At 30.1% G+C, this 18,433-nt stretch carries 18 protein-coding genes and 1 other annotated feature; all 18 genes read left to right on the forward strand.

The features are described from left to right. Positions 1-61: 61 nt before the first annotated feature. Positions 62-318 (reverse strand) — a binding site (T-box leader). 206 nt (positions 319-524) lie between these two features. The 18 genes from ACK2WN_RS05465 to ACK2WN_RS05550 all read left to right on the forward strand — a co-directional run bounded on the left by ACK2WN_RS05465 (position 525) and on the right by ACK2WN_RS05550 (position 18,271). Further along, positions 525-998, forward strand: a complete 474-nt coding sequence (locus ACK2WN_RS05465) for a pyridoxamine 5'-phosphate oxidase family protein (protein ID WP_330000143.1) — start codon at positions 525-527, stop codon at positions 996-998. Between the two features lie 103 nt (positions 999-1,101). Further along, a complete protein-coding gene (locus tag ACK2WN_RS05470; protein WP_416155032.1) occupies positions 1,102-1,437 on the forward strand; it encodes a hypothetical protein in 336 nt (111 codons plus the stop codon). A gap of 131 nt (positions 1,438-1,568) precedes the next feature. Further along, a complete protein-coding gene (locus tag ACK2WN_RS05475) occupies positions 1,569-2,996 on the forward strand; it encodes a UbiD family decarboxylase (protein WP_300527967.1) in 1,428 nt (475 codons plus the stop codon). Between the two features lie 88 nt (positions 2,997-3,084). Further along, positions 3,085-4,560, forward strand: a complete 1,476-nt coding sequence (locus ACK2WN_RS05480) for a VanW family protein (protein ID WP_416155033.1) — start codon at positions 3,085-3,087, stop codon at positions 4,558-4,560. A 102-nt stretch (positions 4,561-4,662) separates the two neighbouring features. Further along, positions 4,663-6,042 carry an aldehyde dehydrogenase family protein gene (locus ACK2WN_RS05485; RefSeq protein ID WP_416155034.1) on the forward strand — a complete coding sequence of 460 codons (1,380 nt, stop codon included), beginning with the start codon at positions 4,663-4,665 and terminating at the stop codon, positions 6,040-6,042. Positions 6,043-6,143: 101 nt separating this feature from the next. Next, positions 6,144-6,512 (forward strand): CidA/LrgA family protein, encoded by a 369-nt coding sequence (locus ACK2WN_RS05490; RefSeq protein WP_300527960.1) that lies wholly within the window; start codon positions 6,144-6,146, stop codon positions 6,510-6,512. Then, positions 6,505-7,194, forward strand: coding sequence for an LrgB family protein (locus tag ACK2WN_RS05495; protein ID WP_330000150.1), 690 nt, complete (start codon positions 6,505-6,507; stop codon positions 7,192-7,194). The genes ACK2WN_RS05490 and ACK2WN_RS05495 overlap by 8 nt, the downstream gene beginning before the upstream one ends. Positions 7,195-7,578: 384 nt before the next feature. Beyond that, positions 7,579-8,445: a YitT family protein gene (locus tag ACK2WN_RS05500; protein ID WP_300527955.1), complete on the forward strand. Its 867-nt coding sequence runs from the start codon at positions 7,579-7,581 to the stop codon at positions 8,443-8,445. A 153-nt stretch (positions 8,446-8,598) separates the two neighbouring features. Continuing rightward, entirely contained in the window at positions 8,599-9,810 is a 1,212-nt protein-coding gene (locus ACK2WN_RS05505) for a hypothetical protein (protein WP_330000153.1), read from the forward strand. A 234-nt stretch (positions 9,811-10,044) separates the two neighbouring features. Beyond that, the gene (locus ACK2WN_RS05510; RefSeq protein ID WP_300527950.1) at positions 10,045-10,425 is read left to right on the forward strand and encodes a hypothetical protein; all 381 of its coding nucleotides are present in this window, start codon (positions 10,045-10,047) and stop codon (positions 10,423-10,425) included. 19 nt (positions 10,426-10,444) lie between these two features. Next, positions 10,445-11,050, forward strand: coding sequence for a GTP cyclohydrolase I FolE (gene folE, locus ACK2WN_RS05515; RefSeq protein WP_300527948.1), 606 nt, complete (start codon positions 10,445-10,447; stop codon positions 11,048-11,050). A gap of 13 nt (positions 11,051-11,063) precedes the next feature. Further along, positions 11,064-11,852: a dihydropteroate synthase gene (gene folP / locus ACK2WN_RS05520; protein ID WP_416155035.1), complete on the forward strand. Its 789-nt coding sequence runs from the start codon at positions 11,064-11,066 to the stop codon at positions 11,850-11,852. A 24-nt stretch (positions 11,853-11,876) separates the two neighbouring features. Further along, on the forward strand, positions 11,877-12,254 hold the full coding sequence (gene folB / locus ACK2WN_RS05525; protein WP_300527944.1) for a dihydroneopterin aldolase: 378 nt from the start codon (positions 11,877-11,879) through the stop codon (positions 12,252-12,254). Continuing rightward, entirely contained in the window at positions 12,235-13,515 is a 1,281-nt protein-coding gene (gene aroF / locus ACK2WN_RS05530) for a 3-deoxy-7-phosphoheptulonate synthase (protein WP_331683502.1), read from the forward strand. Before folB ends, aroF begins: the two co-directional genes overlap by 20 nt. A gap of 115 nt (positions 13,516-13,630) precedes the next feature. Continuing rightward, complete coding sequence (dnaG, locus tag ACK2WN_RS05535) at positions 13,631-15,460, forward strand: DNA primase (RefSeq protein WP_416155036.1); 1,830 nt, start codon at positions 13,631-13,633, stop codon at positions 15,458-15,460. Positions 15,461-15,473: 13 nt separating this feature from the next. Further along, a complete protein-coding gene (rpoD, locus tag ACK2WN_RS05540) occupies positions 15,474-16,640 on the forward strand; it encodes an RNA polymerase sigma factor RpoD (protein ID WP_300527940.1) in 1,167 nt (388 codons plus the stop codon). Between the two features lie 116 nt (positions 16,641-16,756). Continuing rightward, complete coding sequence (locus ACK2WN_RS05545; RefSeq protein ID WP_416155037.1) at positions 16,757-17,443, forward strand: tRNA (adenine(22)-N(1))-methyltransferase; 687 nt, start codon at positions 16,757-16,759, stop codon at positions 17,441-17,443. A gap of 24 nt (positions 17,444-17,467) precedes the next feature. Next, positions 17,468-18,271, forward strand: coding sequence for a Nif3-like dinuclear metal center hexameric protein (locus ACK2WN_RS05550; protein WP_330000156.1), 804 nt, complete (start codon positions 17,468-17,470; stop codon positions 18,269-18,271). Positions 18,272-18,433 lie beyond the last annotated feature (162 nt).

An 18,433-nucleotide genomic window follows, 5' to 3' on the forward strand; every position in this document is an offset into this window, starting at 1 on the left:
AGTAAAGTTCATACCATAGTTTACACCTCCTTTCCCGTAAAATAAAAAAACTTCGCCCTATATATAGGACGAAGTATTAATTCGCGTTGCCACCTAAATTCGTATATCTTGTAAAATTATACAAGAAATACATCTCTGCAAGAATACTAACATATTCTGTGTGTTGTAACGTACACCAAACGCCGGAGTCTACTTTAAAAATATTTCAATCCGGTTCTCTAAGGCCCATTCACTATTTCCCTTCTTGCTGACTCTCACCAACGTCAACTCTCTGTATTGAACCTAAAAACAGTTACTCTTCCTCGTCAAAGAATTTACTGAAAATTTATTATTTTTAACTTGTATTAATCATAATCTAAAAAAAAGATTCTGTCAATAATTATTTTTGAATTTTTTGAAATATGATACAAAAAAGAGAAATAATTCTTTTTAAAAAAGGAAAAATACAAAATATATAGAATATATATAACTGAGTAATAAAATAAAAACTAAAAAATATTAAATGAAAAAAGGAGTGGTCTTCGATGTTCAGAGATATGAGAAGAGTTGATAGAGATAAAGGAAGTTTAGCAGGAATAGAAATATTAAAAAATTCAGATGTGAGTTTTTTATCTACAATATCTGTAGATAATGGGTATCCGTATGCAGTTCCGATGAACCACGTATTCTTAGATGGAAATATATACTATCATTGTTCAAAAAAAGGACATAAAATCGACAACATAAATGAAAATAGCAAAGTTTGTGTAAGTGCAGTTTCATATTACGAATTTGTACCAGATAAATTTACTGTTGGATACAAAAGCGTAGTAGTATTTGGAAATGCGTCTATAGTTGAAGATGAGGAAGAGAAAAGAAAGGTATTAAAAGAAGTAATAAAAACATATTCAACAGATTATATAGAAGATGGAAATAAATATATAGAAAAACTTTTCAAAATAACAGATATAATAAAAGTTGTACCAGAAAAAATATCAGGAAAAGCATCTAAAGAATAGAAGAATATTGTGAAAGTTATTGCAAATAGTCGTTTTTTTTGATATAGTTAAACTATGTTATGTAAATTAAAATATATGTAGTAAATACAATGGAGGTGAGTTCTTGAAAAAGTCAGGTTCAATAGTTAAGACAATAAAAAGAAGTTTAAAAAAAATACTAAAATATACAGCTATGTCATTCATAATATGTTATGCTTCAGCTATTGTATTAAGAGTAATTAATGCTTTTTTAGGTGCTAATACTCCAGACTTTTGGTGGTATTTTATACCAGCAACTTTAGTAGCACTTGGATTAAGTGTACTTATGGTATTAGCAAATGCTGATAAAGTATTTAGAAAACCTACTAAAAAGAAAGCAGTTGCGAAACAAAAAGTTCGCAGAAAGAGCGCTCCTGCAGTATCTACACCAGAAAGAGAATACAGAAGAAAGGTATCATAGTATTAAATATATATTTTATAAATACCAGATATTTATTTGCTCGATAAAAATGCAATTGTATATATAAAAATAAACACAGTTGTTACTGTGTTTTATTTTTTTTATAGATTGTTTATAAAAGGGGAAGTTTTATGAAAATTGATGGATGGGTGAATGATTTCGGTGAGAAAGAGCCGGATTATAAAAAAAGGAAAAAACAAAAGAAAAAGAGGAATCTACCCAAGTTTGAAAATCTAAGCAAATTTAGCATCATAAAAATAGTTGTAGCTATATTATTAGTGTTTGCTATATGGAATCATTTTAGATACTATTCAGAAATAAATCATATGATGGATTATATAGAATCAAGACAATATGCCATAGCAATAGATTACTATTCTTCTCTAGAAAAAGAGTTTTCAGAGGGAAAAATGGATAGATTTAATGCTAAGCTTTCTAGAAAAATAAATAAATTCTTAGAAAATACCGGAGATGATTTTTTCAAAGGAAGTATATCAAAAGAAAAATTTACTGGATTTGTCAATATGGTCAATTCTTTAGATAGAATAACTGTTAAAAGCGAAAAATTGTTAGAGCAGTGTAAAAAGGCAGCTGATATGTATAGTGATGGAAGTATAGATTATGAAACAGCCAAATCATTTGTGGATACTATTTCAGCATTACAGGGAATGGAAGTTGGAACAGAAGAATATAGACAAGACATAGAGTTTATATACGATTCTAGAATGTTATATGAACAGGGATACGAATATCAAAAGAAATTCCAGTATTCTCAGGCTATTGAAAACTATGAAAAAGTGCTTGAAAAGGATAAAAAGTACTATAAAAAGGCTGAAGAGAATAAAAAAGAATGTATAGAAAAAATGTATGATTATTATATCCAGGAAGCTGCTTTGGCAGCAAAGGGTGGAAATTACCAAGTTGCAACAGAATATATGGAATATGTAAAAAAATACTATCCTGATGATGAAAAAGTCGAAAAAATTCTAAAGGATTATCAGAAAAAATTAGATGAGTACACTTTAGGATCGGATGATATAAAAAATATATACTGTAAGGCAGCTGATATAGAGCCAGAAGGAATAACAGTAAGTCCTCTACCACAGATGGTAAATGGAGAAAAATACTATTATGCAGAAATACTTAAAGATGGTAAAAGAATAAATGAAGTTCTTATAAATGCAGAAAATAAAAAGCTATATTTATACAAGGATGGAGAAAGATCATATAAAGATATTGATAATGCCAATTTCTTTAGACTAAATACAAATGGAGAAATTGAATTTGCTATTTCTAAAAAAGACGCAACAGAAAATCTAAAAAATGAATTAGAAAAGAAGAAAAGGGTATATAAAAAAGTGGAAGAAATTGACTCTGATAAGGCAGAAAGATATTCTAAATGTGATAAGAAAATAAGTGAAATGCTAAATAAGAAGGAGAATACATATTTCTTCTTTATAGGTAATAAAGGGTTCTTAAGAGGTAAAGACTTGTACTGTGTAGATATGTATAGTGGTGCAGTATATTCTTTCGAAAATAATAAACTAGTTCGTATATAATAGGGAGATTAGAACTAGTAAAATAGGTATTTAACTAATTCAGAGGTAAAGGGATGTACTCTGAAAATAAACAAAAAGGAGAGATTTAATGTCGAAAAAAATAAAAGTAGCATTAATAGCCTTATTGGTTGTTGTTCTGGGAACAGTAGGATTTATGTTTTCAAAAGTAAAAAGCGATAAAATAGCTGAAAACGTAATAGTAAATGGGATAAATGTTGGAGGAATGACAAAAGAAGAGGCAAAAAATAAAATAAAGGTATTTGATACTAATGAGTTTACACTAAGCAGCGAGGAAAGAAGTTGGAAACTTAATTTAGATGAGCTAAACTTTGAATATGACATAAATAAGACAGTTGAAAATGCATACAAAGTTGATAGAAGTGGAAATATATTTTCTAATATGTTCGATATGGCTAAATCTATGATGGGACACGAAACTAATGTACGTGTGGCAATAGAATACGATAAAGCTAAGGCAAAAGAAGAACTTGATAAAATTAGAAAAGATGTCGATAGAGAAAAAGAAAATGCAAAAATAAACACAGATAATGACAAGATAACTATAGTTCCAGAAAAGAATGGAGTAGTCCTTAATGAAGCTGAAACAAATAAGGCTATTGAAAAGCGGTTATCTGCAAATAAATTTAAGACTGAAGCTGTTGTTAAGCTTGATGAGCCTAAGATAAAAAAATCAGACCTTGAAGGTATGGATAAAGCTCTAGGAACATCTGTAACTACATTTAAGAACAACTATAATAGAACAGAGAATATAAAAATAGCTACAAATGCGTCTAGTGGTGTAATTTTAAAACCAGGTCAGGAATACTCTTTCAATACTATAGTTGGAAAAAGAAATAAGGCCAATGGATATAAAAGTGCGCCTGTTATAGTACAGGGAGAAATGCAGGAAGATCTAGGTGGTGGAGTATGTCAGGTATCATCGACTTTATACAATGCAGCACTTAAATCAGGAATGGAAATTGTAAATGTTAAAAACCATACAATACCTTCTTCTTATGCTGGAATGGGTAGAGATGCTACTGTTACAGATAGTGGAACAGATTTTGTATTTAAGAATCCATATAAACATAATGTCTATATTCAGAACTATGTAACAGGTGGATCAATAGTATGTCAGGTATTTGGAAGCAAGGCAGATGAACAGAACATAGAAATACAGACTAAGACTGTATCTGTTTCACAGGCTACACTTCAGAAGATAGAAAAAAGTGATTTACCAGCAGGTAAAGAAGAAGTAGACAAGGCTAGTAGAAATGGATATGTTGTTGAAACATATAGAATATACAAGGACAAAAATGGAAAACAGATTAAAAAGGAAAAAATTGCAACATCAAGTTATCCAAAGCAGAATGGTGTTATATTTGTAGGAACTGCTCCTGTAGAGGAAAAACCAGCAGAACCACAGAATCCTGGAGAAAATAACTCAGAAAATAATGGTGGAGGAGAAACTCAAAAACCAGACGGAAATGCAGGAAATACAGGAAATTCAGGTGGAGAAACTCAAAAGCCAGAAGCAACACCAAAAGAAAATAATAAAAACTAAATAAAAAATCAATAGGGGTTGTTGAAAAAAATCAGCAACCCCTTTCTTTTTGTTTGAATAAATATAATAATAGTATTAAGAAGTTAATTTAGAGGTGAGGAAATGAAAAGATATAAAGAAGTTGTCGAGAAGCAGAAGGGATTCTTTAAAACTGGAAAGCCTATTGATATAAATTATAGAAAAAAAGCTTTAATAAAATTGAGAGATACTGTTGATAAGTATGAAGAAAAGATTTTATATGCATTAAAGCTAGACCTAGGAAAATCGGAATTTGAGGGATATGAAACAGAATTAGGAATAGTAAAAAGTGAGTTAAAAAATACTATAAAAAATCTAGAAAAGTGGTCAAAACCTAAAAAAGTTAGAGCATCTATTATGAATCCATTTTCAGATAATAGAATCTACAATCAACCATATGGAGTTTGCTTAATACTATCTCCTTGGAATTATCCGTTTCAGCTTGCTCTTATGCCGCTTATAGGAAGTATAGCAGCGGGAAATACTAGCATATTAAAACTTTCAGAAATATCTTCATTTACATCTGGCATAGTTAGGGAAATAATAGAAGAAATATTTGATGAGGAGTATATTGCGGTATTTTCTGGGGAAGCAGATGAGGCAATAAATTTAATTGAATCTGATATAGATTTTATATTCTATACAGGAAATCCTAAAATAGGTGCATCTGTTGCAGAATCAGCTGGTAGAAGATTGATACCTTGTGTGTTAGAACTTGGTGGGAAAAGCCCTTGTATAATTGATAGGAAGGCAGATTTAGATAATGCAGCTAAAAAAATAGTGTGGGGAAAATTTATGAATGCTGGACAAACATGTGTTGCACCAGACTATATAATAGCGGATAGACTTGTATTTTTAGAACTTAGAGATAAGTTAATACACTATATAAAGGAATTTTATGGAGAAAATCCAATTGAGTCAGATGACTATCCTAAGATAATAAATAAAAAGAATTTTGATAGAATACTAAATTTAATCGAGGGGAAAAGACTTATATTTGGTGGAAAATACGATGATGATAGTTTAAAGATAGAGCCAACGATATTAGAAGTATCTAGTATGGATGAAAAAATAATGCAAGAAGAAATATTTGGACCTATAATTCCTATAATTGTCTACAAAAGTAAAAGTGAGATATTTGAAATAATATATAAAAATAAAAATCCTTTAGCATTGTATCTATTTACCGATGATAGCTCATTTGAAAAAGAAATAATAGAAAAGGTATCTTTTGGTGGAGGATGTGTAAACGATACTATAATCCATTGTACATCTGAGGGACTTCCATTTGGTGGAATAGGAATGAGTGGTCTTGGTAATTATCATGGAAAAGCTAGCTTTGATGCATTTAGTCATAAGAAATCTGTTGTAAAATCTAAAAAATTTGCGGATATAAGTATGAAATATCCACCGTTTAATAAAAAGAAACTAAACTTAATAAAAAAAGTGTTTAATATATTGTAACATTTAGCAAAAGAAAAAGAATACAATGTTGTAATTAATATATCTTTGACTATTGTATACAATATATGGTATTTTAGTTGAGGGGAAAGGAGGAATGATTAATGAAAGTATTTAATCAGTTAGCAATCATTCTTGGAATTTGGGCAGTAGGAGAGTATATAAGTTCTATGATATCTAGTTTTGTCTTAATTCCAGGAAGTATAATTGGTATGATTCTGTTATTTTTAATGCTTCAGTTTAAAATTATAAGCATAGAGAGCATAGATAGCATATCTGGTTTCTTTTTAGATAATATGGCATTATTTTTCGTACCAGCTGGAGTATCGCTTATAAAATCTATGGATCTTATAAAGCAAAATATAATACTTTTAGTTTTAGCAATATTTGTAACTACAGCAATAGTTATGTGGTTTACAGGAATTGTGGTGGAAATAATGATGAAAAGAAAGGAAAAGAAATCTAATGTATGATATAACACAGACGCCGATATTTGGACTTCTATTGACTATAATTTTTTATAATCTTGGAAGATATATTCAGCGTAAAACAGGAAATCCTATATTTAATCCGCTATTAATAGCAATCATATGTATAATAGCGTTTTTAAGTATTACAAAAATACCTTATGAGGCGTATAAGATAGGTGGAGATAGTATAAACTTTTTTTTATCTCCAGTAACAGTCGTACTAGCAGTACCACTTTATAAACAGTTTGAACTGTTCAAAGAAAATATGATGGAGATAATAATTGGTATAACAGCAGGGGTTTTAGTATCTTTTATATCTATAAAAATACTTGGAGGAGCTTTAAATGCGGATTCATCTCTTTTAAACTCACTTATACCAAAATCTATAACTACTCCAATGGGTATATCTCTTACAAATTCTCTTGGTGGTGTAGAAGCGATAACAGTTGTTGCGATAATTTGTACAGGAATATTAGGTGCTATAATATCTCCACTAGTATTTAAAATAGGTGGAATCAAGCATCCTATAGCCAGAGGAATAGCTCTTGGTACAGCATCACATGCGCTTGGAACAACAAAAGCCATAGAAATGGGTGAGGTTGAAGGTGCTATGAGTGGATTATCAATAGGAATATCGGGAACACTAACAGTCATATTGATTCCTATTTTAATAAAATTCTTATAAAATTTGTATGAGTATTACTGTAAAATAGAAAAATAAAAATTTTTTTAGGAAGAAAAATAAAAAATTTTTAAGATAATTAAATTTACCTTCAATTTATAAAATTGAAAAGCTACTAGAAATAATTTCAATAAAACTGTATAACGACAAAAATAAGGGCAAAAAATTGCAAGATGTGAAAAATAAAATTCATTAATTTAATAAAAAAATATAAATTATGTAATAAACAAAGTAAAAAATGCTCTTATTGCTAAAAAAGTATAGATTTTTTAGACTAGACAATAATAAAAATTTGATTATAATATATATGTGAAGTCAGGAAAGACTGATTTATAGTAAAGTATTAGTAGAAAATTATTAAATTGAGGGAATTGAAGGGAGAAAAAAATGAGTGAAGTAAAAGATACTCTAAAAGAGCATCCTAGTTTAAGACTTTTAACAATGATAGTAGGAATGTTGATAACATCTATAGGAGTAAATGGATTTTTAAGACCTGCAGGACTTCTAAGTGGAGGAGCTACAGGGATATCAACTGCGATAAACTACCTTACAGGGATGAATATAGGGTTCTTAACATTTGTAGTAAACATACCGGTGTTTATACTAGGTTTTATATATCTTGAAAAAGAATTCTGTATATTGAGTCTTATCAATATGGCGATATTTTCATTTTTATTAGGTGTAACATCTGATATATCACAGTTTATATCAATAAATGATATAATTCTTCAGGCTATATACGGGGGATTATTATCAGGAGCAGGTGTTGGACTTGTGTTTAGAGCAAGAGCATCTACTGGAGGAACTGATATAATAGCAGCTATTTTAAAGGTTAAAAAGAATATAGAGATAAAAGATACTGCTATGGCGATAAATGCAGTAATAGTATTTATAGGAAGTTTCTTATTTGGATTAGACTTAGCGCTTTATACACTAATAGATATATTTATGAATGCAACAGCTATGAACTTCGTAAAAGATGCGATGAACTCACAGAAAGCTGTTATGGTTGTATCTGATAAAGCTGAAGAAATCTCTGAGATAATAATGAAAAAATTAGTAAGAGGTGTTACATTCCTTGAAGCGGAAGGTGCATATACTCATCAGAAGAAAAAAATAATATACACTATAGTTTCTACAAGTGAAATTCCTCAGATAAAAGAAATTTCTCTTAGCTGCGATAATAAGGCGTTTATTTCTGTAAATGATATTACAGAGGTAAAAGGTCGAGGATTCAAAGCAAAAGATCTTTAAAATTAAAATACATATTTTAGGAAATAAAATCCTCATGTTAAAAGCGTGAGGATTTATTTTTTTGCTTTTATATATAAGAATTTAGTATTATAATAATATAAGAAAGTAATTTAAATAATATAATAAAGACATTTTACTTTGGAGGGAAAAGTTATGAATCTGCCTAGAAGATATAAAGAAATATTTAATAGATATAATAGAGAGATAGCAATAGTTGAAAAGAAAGTTAGAAATTTTGAAATAAAAAGAGAAAAGCTAATAAGAAGAGAAGAATACGCAACTGAATTTGAAGTCAATGAAATAGAAACACGGAGAAGAACTTATGAGGAAGAAGAGGAAATAGAAAAAGAATATTTCAAAAAATCTGAGTTTTATATAGATAAAGCAGATGAGGTTGAAGAAAGTGTATATGAAGAAGTAGATATAGATGTAGATGATGACTATGGAATGAACGCTGAGGATGTAGTAAAAGCTTTGAGTCTTTTAAAGGACGAAACGCAGGATGAGTTCTGGGATGATATAGATATATTAGACAATAGTTCAGATGAAGATATAGAATACGATGAAGAACTTTTAGATGATGATCTTCTTTATTTAGATGATTTAGATAATAATATAGAAAATATTGGCGATGAAGAATATGAAGAATACGATGATTATGACGATGAATTAGAGCCGGAAAGAGAATATGGAATGGATATGGAAGTCGATGCATATACACCTAATCCAGATGGAAAAAATGTAAAACCTGTGGAAAGAATTTACGAGTTTACCAATGGTGATATATACATAGGAAAGATGATAAATAATAAAATGCATGGAATGGGAAATTATATTTTCTATTCTGAAAGAGAAACAAAAAATGAATATGTTGGAGAGTTTAAAAACAACAATAGAGAAGGTAAAGGTGTTTATAAATTCTCTAATGGCGATGAGTATACAGGTAATTTCAAAAGAGAAATGGCAAATGGTATAGGTAGAATGATATACAATAGTGGTTCCGAGTATCTTGGTGAATGGAAAGACAGCAGAAAAGATGGATATGGTTTCTATCAGTGGAAAGATGGAGATATGTACATAGGTGAGTTTAAACAGGGAAAATTCAATGGAAGAGGAAGCTGCTTTGATAGAAATGGAAAACTAGTGTATGAAGGTCAATGGGTAAATAACGTGATAAATGGAAAAGGAAGATTTATCTGGGAAGATGGAAAGAGCTATGAGGGAGATTTCAAAGATGGAAGAAAACATGGAGAAGGAACTTTCTATGATGAGGATGGAGATATACTATACAGTGGAACTTGGGAAAATGACAAGCCAGTAATTTTTGGAATGTCTTTTGAAGAAGTTTTCTCAAGCAGAGAATAATAAAGAAAAATAAAAATGTTAAATAATAAAAGAAATAGGGAATTTATTAAATATAGGTTCCCTATTTTTTTATTTAAAGGTATAATTCTTGATTTGAAAAGTATAGAAAATTGGAAGAGAGCAAAAAAACAAAAATAAAATAAAAAAATTGAAAATAAAAAGAGGAAATAAAAATTTTTTATAGAAGTGTATATAGTACTGCCTAAAATAGAATATAATTTAGGAGGTGTAAAAATGGGAAAAAAAGAACAAAAAGCATTTGATTTTGTTGTAGATAAATTAAAAAGTGATGAGAATAACATCTCTATTATGCTGGTAGGTTCTGCAAAGTATAAGGACTTATCTGACGAAAATTTATCTATAAATGATATAGATTTATTTGTTATAAGAAAAAATCAGATTTCTGATCAAATAAGAGAATTTCCAAACTACTTTGGTGTAGAATTTGACATCAATTATTTTTCTATAGAAAGTGCGTATAAATATATAGAAAAAGGAGAAAAATTCTTTGTAAAGGCTATTTCTAAGCCTGTATTAGTCTTTGAAAGAGAGGAAATTTCTGAGGATATCATTGAAAAATGTAAAATAATGTATGAAAAAATAAATAAAAACTAATAAAAAGGAAGTGTTTTAAATGTTAGATTCAAAAGAAAATGTGGAATTAAAAGAAGGAAAAATGGACAAGGAAAAAATAAAAAGAGCGGTTAGAGATATTTTAGAAGCTATTGGAGAGGATCCAGATAGAGAAGGTCTTAAAGAAACTCCAGACAGAGTTGCTAGAATGTATGAAGAGATATTCTGCGGTATTTTCCAGGATCCAAGAGAGCATTTAAAAGTTACTTTCCCAGAGGAATCACACGAGGAAATGGTTATAGTTAAGGATATACCATTCTATTCTTGTTGTGAACATCATCTAGTACCTTTCTTTGGAAAAGCTCATGTTGTTTATATTCCAAAAGGTGGAAGACTTACAGGACTTTCAAAGTTGGCTAGAGTAGTTGAAACTATAGCTAAAAGACCACAGCTACAAGAGAGAATCGCAAAAGAAACAGCGGATATAATAATGGAAGAATTAAGACCTTATGGGGTAATGGTTGTTATAGAAGCTGAACATATGTGTATGACTATGAGAGGTGTTAAAAAACCAGGGTCAAAAACAGTGACTTCAGCGGTTAGAGGAGTATTTGCCAAAGATATAGCTACTAGAACAGAAGCGATGAATTTAATACTTATGAAATAGGAGGAGTAGATAGATGTTAGATTATGGAAAAAGAACTTATATAATGGGAATATTAAATGTTACACCAGATAGTTTTTCTGATGGTGGAGATTTTGATTCAGTAGAGAAGGCTTTAAAACATGCAAAAGAAATGGTTGAAGAGGGAGCTGATATGATAGATATCGGTGGAGAATCTACAAGACCTGGGCATACTTATGTAGATAGTGAAGAAGAAATAAGAAGAGTTGTACCAGTTATAAAAGCATTAAAGAAAGAAATATCACTTCCTATGTCAATAGATACATATAAAGCTGATGTTGCTGAGGAAGCATTAAAGCTAGGTGTTGAGATGGTAAATGACGTTTGGGGACTTAGAAGAGATGAAAATATGGCAAACGTAATAGCTAAATACGACGCTGAGGTTTGCATAATGCACAATCAGGATGGAACTGAATATGATAAAGATATAATGGAAGCTATAAAATATTTCTTAAATGAAAGTATAAAAATGGCTTTAGACGCAGGTGTTAAAAAAGAAAAAATAGTACTAGATCCAGGAATAGGGTTTGGTAAGACATTTGAACAGAATTTGGAAGTACTTAGAAGACTTGGTGAACTTAGAGATTTAGGGTATCCAATACTTTTAGGGACTTCAAGAAAATCTGTTATAGGAAATGTACTGCACTTAGAGCCAAAGGATAGAGTCGAAGGAACTGTTGCAACTACTGTGCTTGGAGTTAGAGATGGTGTAGATATAGTAAGAGTTCACGATGTAACTGAAAACCTAAGAGCTGCAAAGATGGCAGATGCTATATACAGATAGTAGACTTTATTTGAGGTGATGGTTATGGATAAAATTATTTTAAAGGATATGGCATTTTACGGATACCATGGACTTTTAAAAGAAGAAAGTGTTTTAGGACAGAAATTTTTTATAGATATAGAGATAGAAACAAGTACTAAAGAGGCCGGAATAAACGACGATTTTACAAAAACTATAAATTATGCAGAAGTTTATGAAATAACTAGAGAGTTTACAGAGGATAAGAGATTTAATTTAATTGAAGCATTAGCTGAAAATATAGCAGCAGAAGTGTTAAATAGATTTGATATTGCTCACTCAGTTATGGTTAGAATAAGAAAAAAAGAAGCTCCTGTTAAGGGAATTTTTGATTATATGGGAGTAGAAATAAGGAGATATCAGAATGAACAAAGTTTATCTTAGTCTTGGAACAAATATGGGAAATAGACTTGGCTATCTGAATAGGGCGTGCGATATGATAGAAGATAGTGTATATGTTTTTTCTGTTAAAAAGTCAAAGATATACGAAACAAAAGCATGGGGATATACAGAGCAGCCAGATTTCTTAAATATATGCTTAGAAGTGGATACTAGCTTTAATCCACACGAAATGCTTAGATTTTGTCAGAACATAGAAACAAGATTAAATAGAAAAAGAATAATAAAATGGGGGCCTAGAACAATAGATGTAGATATACTTCTTTATAATAATGAAGTTATAGATACAGAAGATTTAAAGGTTCCACATCCGTTAATGAAAGAAAGAGCCTTTGTGCTTAGACCATTGTTGGATTTAGGTAAAGATTTAGATATAAATGGCGAAAATATATTAGATGCATTTAACAATTTACCAGATGAAGAAAAAAGAAATATAGAAGAATTTGAAATAGATGCAGAAAATCCATTTTCTCAGCAGAAAAAAATTATTGTAAATAGAGAAAAGGGAGTAGAATTTGGCAAGGATAATATTGTAATAGCTGGGCCTTGTGCAATAGAAAGCTATGAACAGTTTTTAAAGACTGCCGAGTTTGTTAAAAGTCAGGGAGCTGATATTTTAAGAGGTGGAGCGTATAAACCTAGAACATCTTCATTTTCTTTTAATGGTCTTAAGGAAGAAGGACTTGAAATTTTAAAGGAAGTAAGAAAAAGAACTAAAATGCCTGTTATAACAGAGCTTATGGATATTAGAGATTTAGAAAAAGTATACGATTCTACTGATATAATTCAGATTGGCTCTAGAAATATGCAGAATTTCCCGCTTTTATCTGAAGCAGGAAAGCAGGACAAGCCTGTTATGTTAAAGAGAGGATTAGCAGCGACTATAAATGAATGGATTTGCTCAGCTGAATATATAGCTGTGGAAGGAAACGAAAAAATTATAATGTGTGAAAGAGGAATCAGAACTTATGACGATTACACTAGAAACACATTGGATTTAGCAGCAGTGCCTATAATTAAAAAAGAAACAGGATTACCAGTTATAGTAGATCCTAGTCACGGAACAGGTATAAGGGATTTAGTAGCTCCAATGTCATATGCTGCCTTAGCATGTGGAGCCGATGGTATAATGGTTGAGGTTCATCCAAATCCAGATGAAGCTCTTTCTGATGGAGAACAGTCTTTAGATTTTGATAATTTTAAAGAGCTGATGGAAAAAATTAAAAAAAATTATAAAAATTTATAAATAAAAGAAGGATATTCTAAAAAAAAGTAGAATTATTTATATTATTAACATTGACAAAGATAAAAATTCGTGTAAAATAGAAATGTTAAGACAAAAAACAGAGGGATGTGTTAATATGAACGATATGAAAGAGATTATAGAGGAAATCAAGGCTAGATGCGATATAGCCAGCGTAATAGGTGACTATATAAAGATACAGCCTTCAGGTCAAAACTACAAAGCCTTATGTCCTTTTCATGTCGAAAAAACACCGTCTTTCCACATAAGCACAGCAAAACAGGTTTATAAATGTTTTGGTTGCGGGGAGGGTGGAGATGTTATAAATTTTGTCATGAAAATGGAAAATCTAGACTTTATGGATGCAGTTAGACTGCTTGCAAATAGATGCGGAATTGACATAAATTTTAACATCGACGAAGAAACAAAACAAAAAATTGAATTAAGTAAAAAATATCAAGATATACATACGGAAGCGGCTAGATTCTATTTTGCTAATCTCGTAAAATCAAAAAACAGAGGATACGATTATTTAAGAAATAGAGGTCTAGATGATAAAACCATAAAAAGATTCGGATTAGGATACTCTCAAGATGCTTGGAGTAGCTTAATGGATTATTTAATAGATGAAAAAGGTTATAGTATAGAAGAGCTTTTAGAATGTGGCTTGATAGGAAAAAGTACAAAAACAGATAAATATTACGATAAGTTTAGAAATAGAGTAATGTTTCCTATATTTGATTATAGGGGCAATGTAATAGGATTTGGTGGAAGAGTGTTGGATGACTCACTACCAAAATATTTAAATTCACCAGATACATTGATATTTAATAAAAGACATAATTTATATGGTTTAAATTTTGCTAGAAAAAATCTTTCTTCAAGAACTGTAATACTTGTAGAAGGATATATGGATTTAATATCTCTGTATCAATACGGTATAAAAATAGCTGTTGCTACATTGGGAACAGCCCTTACTAGTCAGCAGGCTAGATTGATAAAAAGATATGCGGATAATGTAATAATATCATACGATTCTGATGGACCAGGAACAAAAGCAAGCCTTAGAGCTATTGATATACTAGTAGAGGCTGGATTATCAGTTAAGGTACTTGATTTAAAAGATGCAAAGGATCCAGACGAATACGTTAGAAAATATGGAACTGATGAGTATAGAAATGCAATGAAGGATGCTGTACCTCGGATTAAATTTAAAATAGATAATCTAAAGTCAACTTTCGACTTATCTAAGGATCAGGATAATATAAAATTTGCTCAGGAAGCGGTTAATATTATAAAACAGCTAAAGAGTCCTGTAGAGATAGATTACTACATAAAATATTTAAGCGAAATAGTTCAGCTAGATGAAGATGCGGTAAAGAGAGAAATATACGGTAAATCATATAGTTCTAAAAATTTATCTAATGGAAAATTCAATAATAAATTTAATAAAAAAGAAGAAAAGCCTATAGAAAAAATGGATGCAATCCAACATGGCGAAGAATTAACTGAAATAATGTTAATTAAAATAATGATGACTATCCCAGCAGCTAGAGAAAAAATATTATTAAAAATAGATGAAAAAGAGCTTTTAATGGAAGATAGTAAGAAAATATTAAATTATTTTTCAAAGGTAGATTCAGAAAAAGTTATTAATCCAGATGAATTAGAGGATATAGATGAAAAATACATCGAGTCTTTAAAGAAAACGTCTTTGGAAAGTATAAATATAAAAAATATGAAAGAAATAGAAGAAACTGTAAGGAGTGTCAGAAGAAACTCTTTAAAGAAAACTATAGATAAACTTAGAATTAAGCAAGAAGAACTAGGTGCTAAAAGTAAAATTTTAGCTGAATCTGATAAAGAGGCAGCTAAAGAGCTAGATTTAGAAATAATGAATTTAGCCTTACAATCAGTAGATTTAAATAAACGATTAAGAAATTTATAAAGGGGGTTTAAGTGTGGATAAAGTTAAAGCAGAAAACAAAAACAAAGAGCTAAAAGAAAAGGCAAACGCACTGATATTAAAAGGGAAGAAGAATGGGTCTCTTACATTTGAAGAAATAGGTGATGCTTTTGAAACAGTTGAAATGAATAAAGAGCAGATGGATAACCTTTACGATACACTTCAGAGTGTAGGAATCGAACTAGTTGATGAAAAATCTAAGAAAAACAATGCAACATTTGCAGTTGGAAATAATGACGATATGGGATTTGATCATATAGACGATCCTGATTCTGATGATGACGATAAAGATGGTGATTCAGAAGCATTAGATTTATCGCTTCCAAAAGGAATAAGTATTGACGACCCAGTTAGAATGTACCTTAAAGAAATAGGTAAAATCCCACTACTTAAACCACATGAAGAAGTTGAATATGCAAAGAGAATGCATGAAGGTGACGAATTAGCAAAACAGAGACTAGTAGAAGCGAACTTAAGACTAGTTGTAAGTATAGCTAAAAGATATGTAGGTAGAGGAATGTTATTCCTAGACTTAATACAGGAAGGGAACCTAGGTCTTATAAAAGCAGTTGAAAAATTCGACTACGAAAAAGGATTCAAATTCAGTACATATGCAACTTGGTGGATAAGACAGGCTATAACTCGTGCTATAGCTGACCAGGCGAGAACAATAAGAATACCTGTACATATGGTTGAAACAATAAACAAACTTATGAGAGTTTCAAGACAGTTACTTCAGGAATTAGGTAGAGATGCTAAACCAGAAGAAATAGCTAAAGAAATGGATCTTTCAGTAGAAAAAGTAAGAGAAATAATGAAGATAGCTCAGGATCCAGTATCATTAGAAACTCCAATAGGTGAGGAAGAAGATTCTCATTTAGGAGATTTCATACCAGATGATGATGCTCCAGCTCCAGATATATCAGCTGCATACTCATTATTAAAAGAACAGATAGAAGAGGTATTAGGATCATTAAATGAAAGAGAACAGAAAGTTCTTAAATTAAGATTTGGTCTTGAAGATGGTAGAGCTAGAACTCTTGAAGAAGTTGGTAAAGAGTTTGATGTAACAAGAGAAAGAATAAGACAGATAGAAGCTAAAGCACTTAGAAAATTAAGACATCCAAGTAGATCTAAAAAACTTAGAGATTATCTTGATTAATAACTTCTTGATTAATAAAATACAGAAAGAATACGTCTTGAAAAAAGGCGTATTTTTTCTATCTAAAATAAAGTGAAATTATAAAAAATTATAAATGTATTGAAAGGAATAAATTTATGAAATTAACAGATAGATTATACAAAATAGCCTCTTTTGTATCTGAAGGAAAAAGAGTAGCAGATATAGGGACAGACCATGGATATATACCAGTTTATTTATTAAATAAAGGGACTATACCATTTGCTATTTTAGCAGATATAAATAAAGGACCTTTAGAAAATGCTAGAAAAGAAGTAAGACATAACGGACTAGAAGCTAAAACGGAATTAAGACTTGGTTCTGGTATAGAAGTTCTTGAAAAAGGCGAAGTAGATGAAATTATAATAGCAGGAATGGGAGGAGCTTTAATAGCAGAAATACTAGAAGCTAAAAAAGAAGTTGCCCAGAGCGCTGAAAAATTAATACTTCAGCCAATGCAGGCACAGGAAGAGCTTAGAAAATATCTACTAAACAATGGATATGAAATAATGGAAGAAGTTTTAGAGAACGAGGACTTTAGAATATATGAAATAATGACTGCTAGATATATTGGAAAAAATAATACACCTTCTGATGAAATATACTACGAAGTTGGAGAAAAACTATTAAATAATAAAAATGAATTATTTACAGAATTTGTAGAAAAGAAAATAAGAACAAATAAAGCTATTTTAGAAAAATTTGAAGGCATAGACAATGAAAATATAAGAAAAAGAAGAGAAGAAGTGGAGTCTAAAATAGAAAAATTAGAAAAGATGTTATAAAATTTTGTTGAAAAGGTGATAATAATGAAATTAAAAGATATAACTAAAAAAATAGAAAATAAATATCCAACTTGTCTAGCATATGATTGGGATAATGTAGGACTTTTAGTTGGAGATTTTGACTCAGATGTTAAAAAAGTGATGACAGTAATAGAAGCAAATGAAGCTGTTGTAGAAGAGGCTATAGAAAAAGGTGTAGACCTTATAGTCACTCATCATCCGTTTATATTTGGTAAAATAAATAGAGTAAATACTGGAGATTTTAAAGGAAAATTAATCCACAAGCTGATAAAAAATGACATATCAGTTTACTCAATGCACACTAATTTTGATATAGCATTTGATGGATTAAATGATTATTTTATGGAAGTTATGGACTTTAAAAATACAAAAGTATTAGATAAAATAAGCTCAGATGAAAACTACTGTGAAGGAAAAGTGTATGGTCTTGGTAGAATTGGCGAATTAGAAGAATATGTTAGTTTAAAAGAACTTTGTGAAAAGTTAAAAAGTGTATTAAATATAGAGTGCCTTAGAGTTGTTGGAGATTTAGGAAAAGAAATATCTAAGGTTGCTGTTGTAACTGGTTCTGGATCTGAATTTGCAAAACTAGCTGCCAAAGAAGGCGCAGATGTTATTTTAACTGGAGATGTTAAATACCATGAAGCTCAGGATGTATTCGATATGGGAATGAATTTGGTGGATTGCGGGCATTTTGACAGTGAAAATATATTTAAAGATGTTATGTACAACTTTTTATCAAATGAATTGGCTGGGGTAGAAGTAATCAAGAGTGAAACTAATCTAAATCCATTCCAAATATTATAATTAGAAGATTATATTAAAAGTTAATAAATAAAAAAAGGAGAGTTTTTTTGACAATGTCATTAAGTTAGTAGAAAAACATAAAGACCTCAATATTAGAAATAATATGGGGTCTTTTTATTTTATAAAAATGTTGACAAGAATTAAAAAATGTGTGGTCGCTTT

It is taken from the genome of Peptacetobacter sp. AB800 (assembly GCF_047807365.1).
GTDB lineage: Bacteria > Bacillota > Clostridia > Peptostreptococcales > Peptostreptococcaceae > Peptacetobacter.

Bases quoted from the DNA above. Each gene is read 5' to 3' on its own strand.
- ACK2WN_RS05465 (WP_330000143.1), top strand. From the start codon at position 525: ATGTTCAGAGATATGAGAAGAGTTGATAGAGATAAAGGAAGTTTAGCA.
- ACK2WN_RS05550 (WP_330000156.1), top strand. From the start codon at position 17,468: ATGAAATTAAAAGATATAACTAAAAAAATAGAAAATAAATATCCAACT.
- ACK2WN_RS05500 (WP_300527955.1), top strand. From the start codon at position 7,579: ATGAGTGAAGTAAAAGATACTCTAAAAGAGCATCCTAGTTTAAGACTT.
- ACK2WN_RS05495 (WP_330000150.1), top strand. From the start codon at position 6,505: ATGTATGATATAACACAGACGCCGATATTTGGACTTCTATTGACTATA.
- ACK2WN_RS05510 (WP_300527950.1), top strand. From the start codon at position 10,045: ATGGGAAAAAAAGAACAAAAAGCATTTGATTTTGTTGTAGATAAATTA.
- ACK2WN_RS05505 (WP_330000153.1), top strand. From the start codon at position 8,599: ATGAATCTGCCTAGAAGATATAAAGAAATATTTAATAGATATAATAGA.
- ACK2WN_RS05475 (WP_300527967.1), top strand. From the start codon at position 1,569: ATGAAAATTGATGGATGGGTGAATGATTTCGGTGAGAAAGAGCCGGAT.
- aroF (WP_331683502.1), top strand. From the start codon at position 12,235: ATGAACAAAGTTTATCTTAGTCTTGGAACAAATATGGGAAATAGACTT.
- ACK2WN_RS05545 (WP_416155037.1), top strand. From the start codon at position 16,757: ATGAAATTAACAGATAGATTATACAAAATAGCCTCTTTTGTATCTGAA.
- folP (WP_416155035.1), top strand. From the start codon at position 11,064: ATGTTAGATTATGGAAAAAGAACTTATATAATGGGAATATTAAATGTT.
- folB (WP_300527944.1), top strand. From the start codon at position 11,877: ATGGATAAAATTATTTTAAAGGATATGGCATTTTACGGATACCATGGA.
- ACK2WN_RS05485 (WP_416155034.1), top strand. From the start codon at position 4,663: ATGAAAAGATATAAAGAAGTTGTCGAGAAGCAGAAGGGATTCTTTAAA.
- dnaG (WP_416155036.1), top strand. From the start codon at position 13,631: ATGAACGATATGAAAGAGATTATAGAGGAAATCAAGGCTAGATGCGAT.
- folE (WP_300527948.1), top strand. From the start codon at position 10,445: ATGTTAGATTCAAAAGAAAATGTGGAATTAAAAGAAGGAAAAATGGAC.
- ACK2WN_RS05480 (WP_416155033.1), top strand. From the start codon at position 3,085: ATGTCGAAAAAAATAAAAGTAGCATTAATAGCCTTATTGGTTGTTGTT.
- ACK2WN_RS05490 (WP_300527960.1), top strand. From the start codon at position 6,144: ATGAAAGTATTTAATCAGTTAGCAATCATTCTTGGAATTTGGGCAGTA.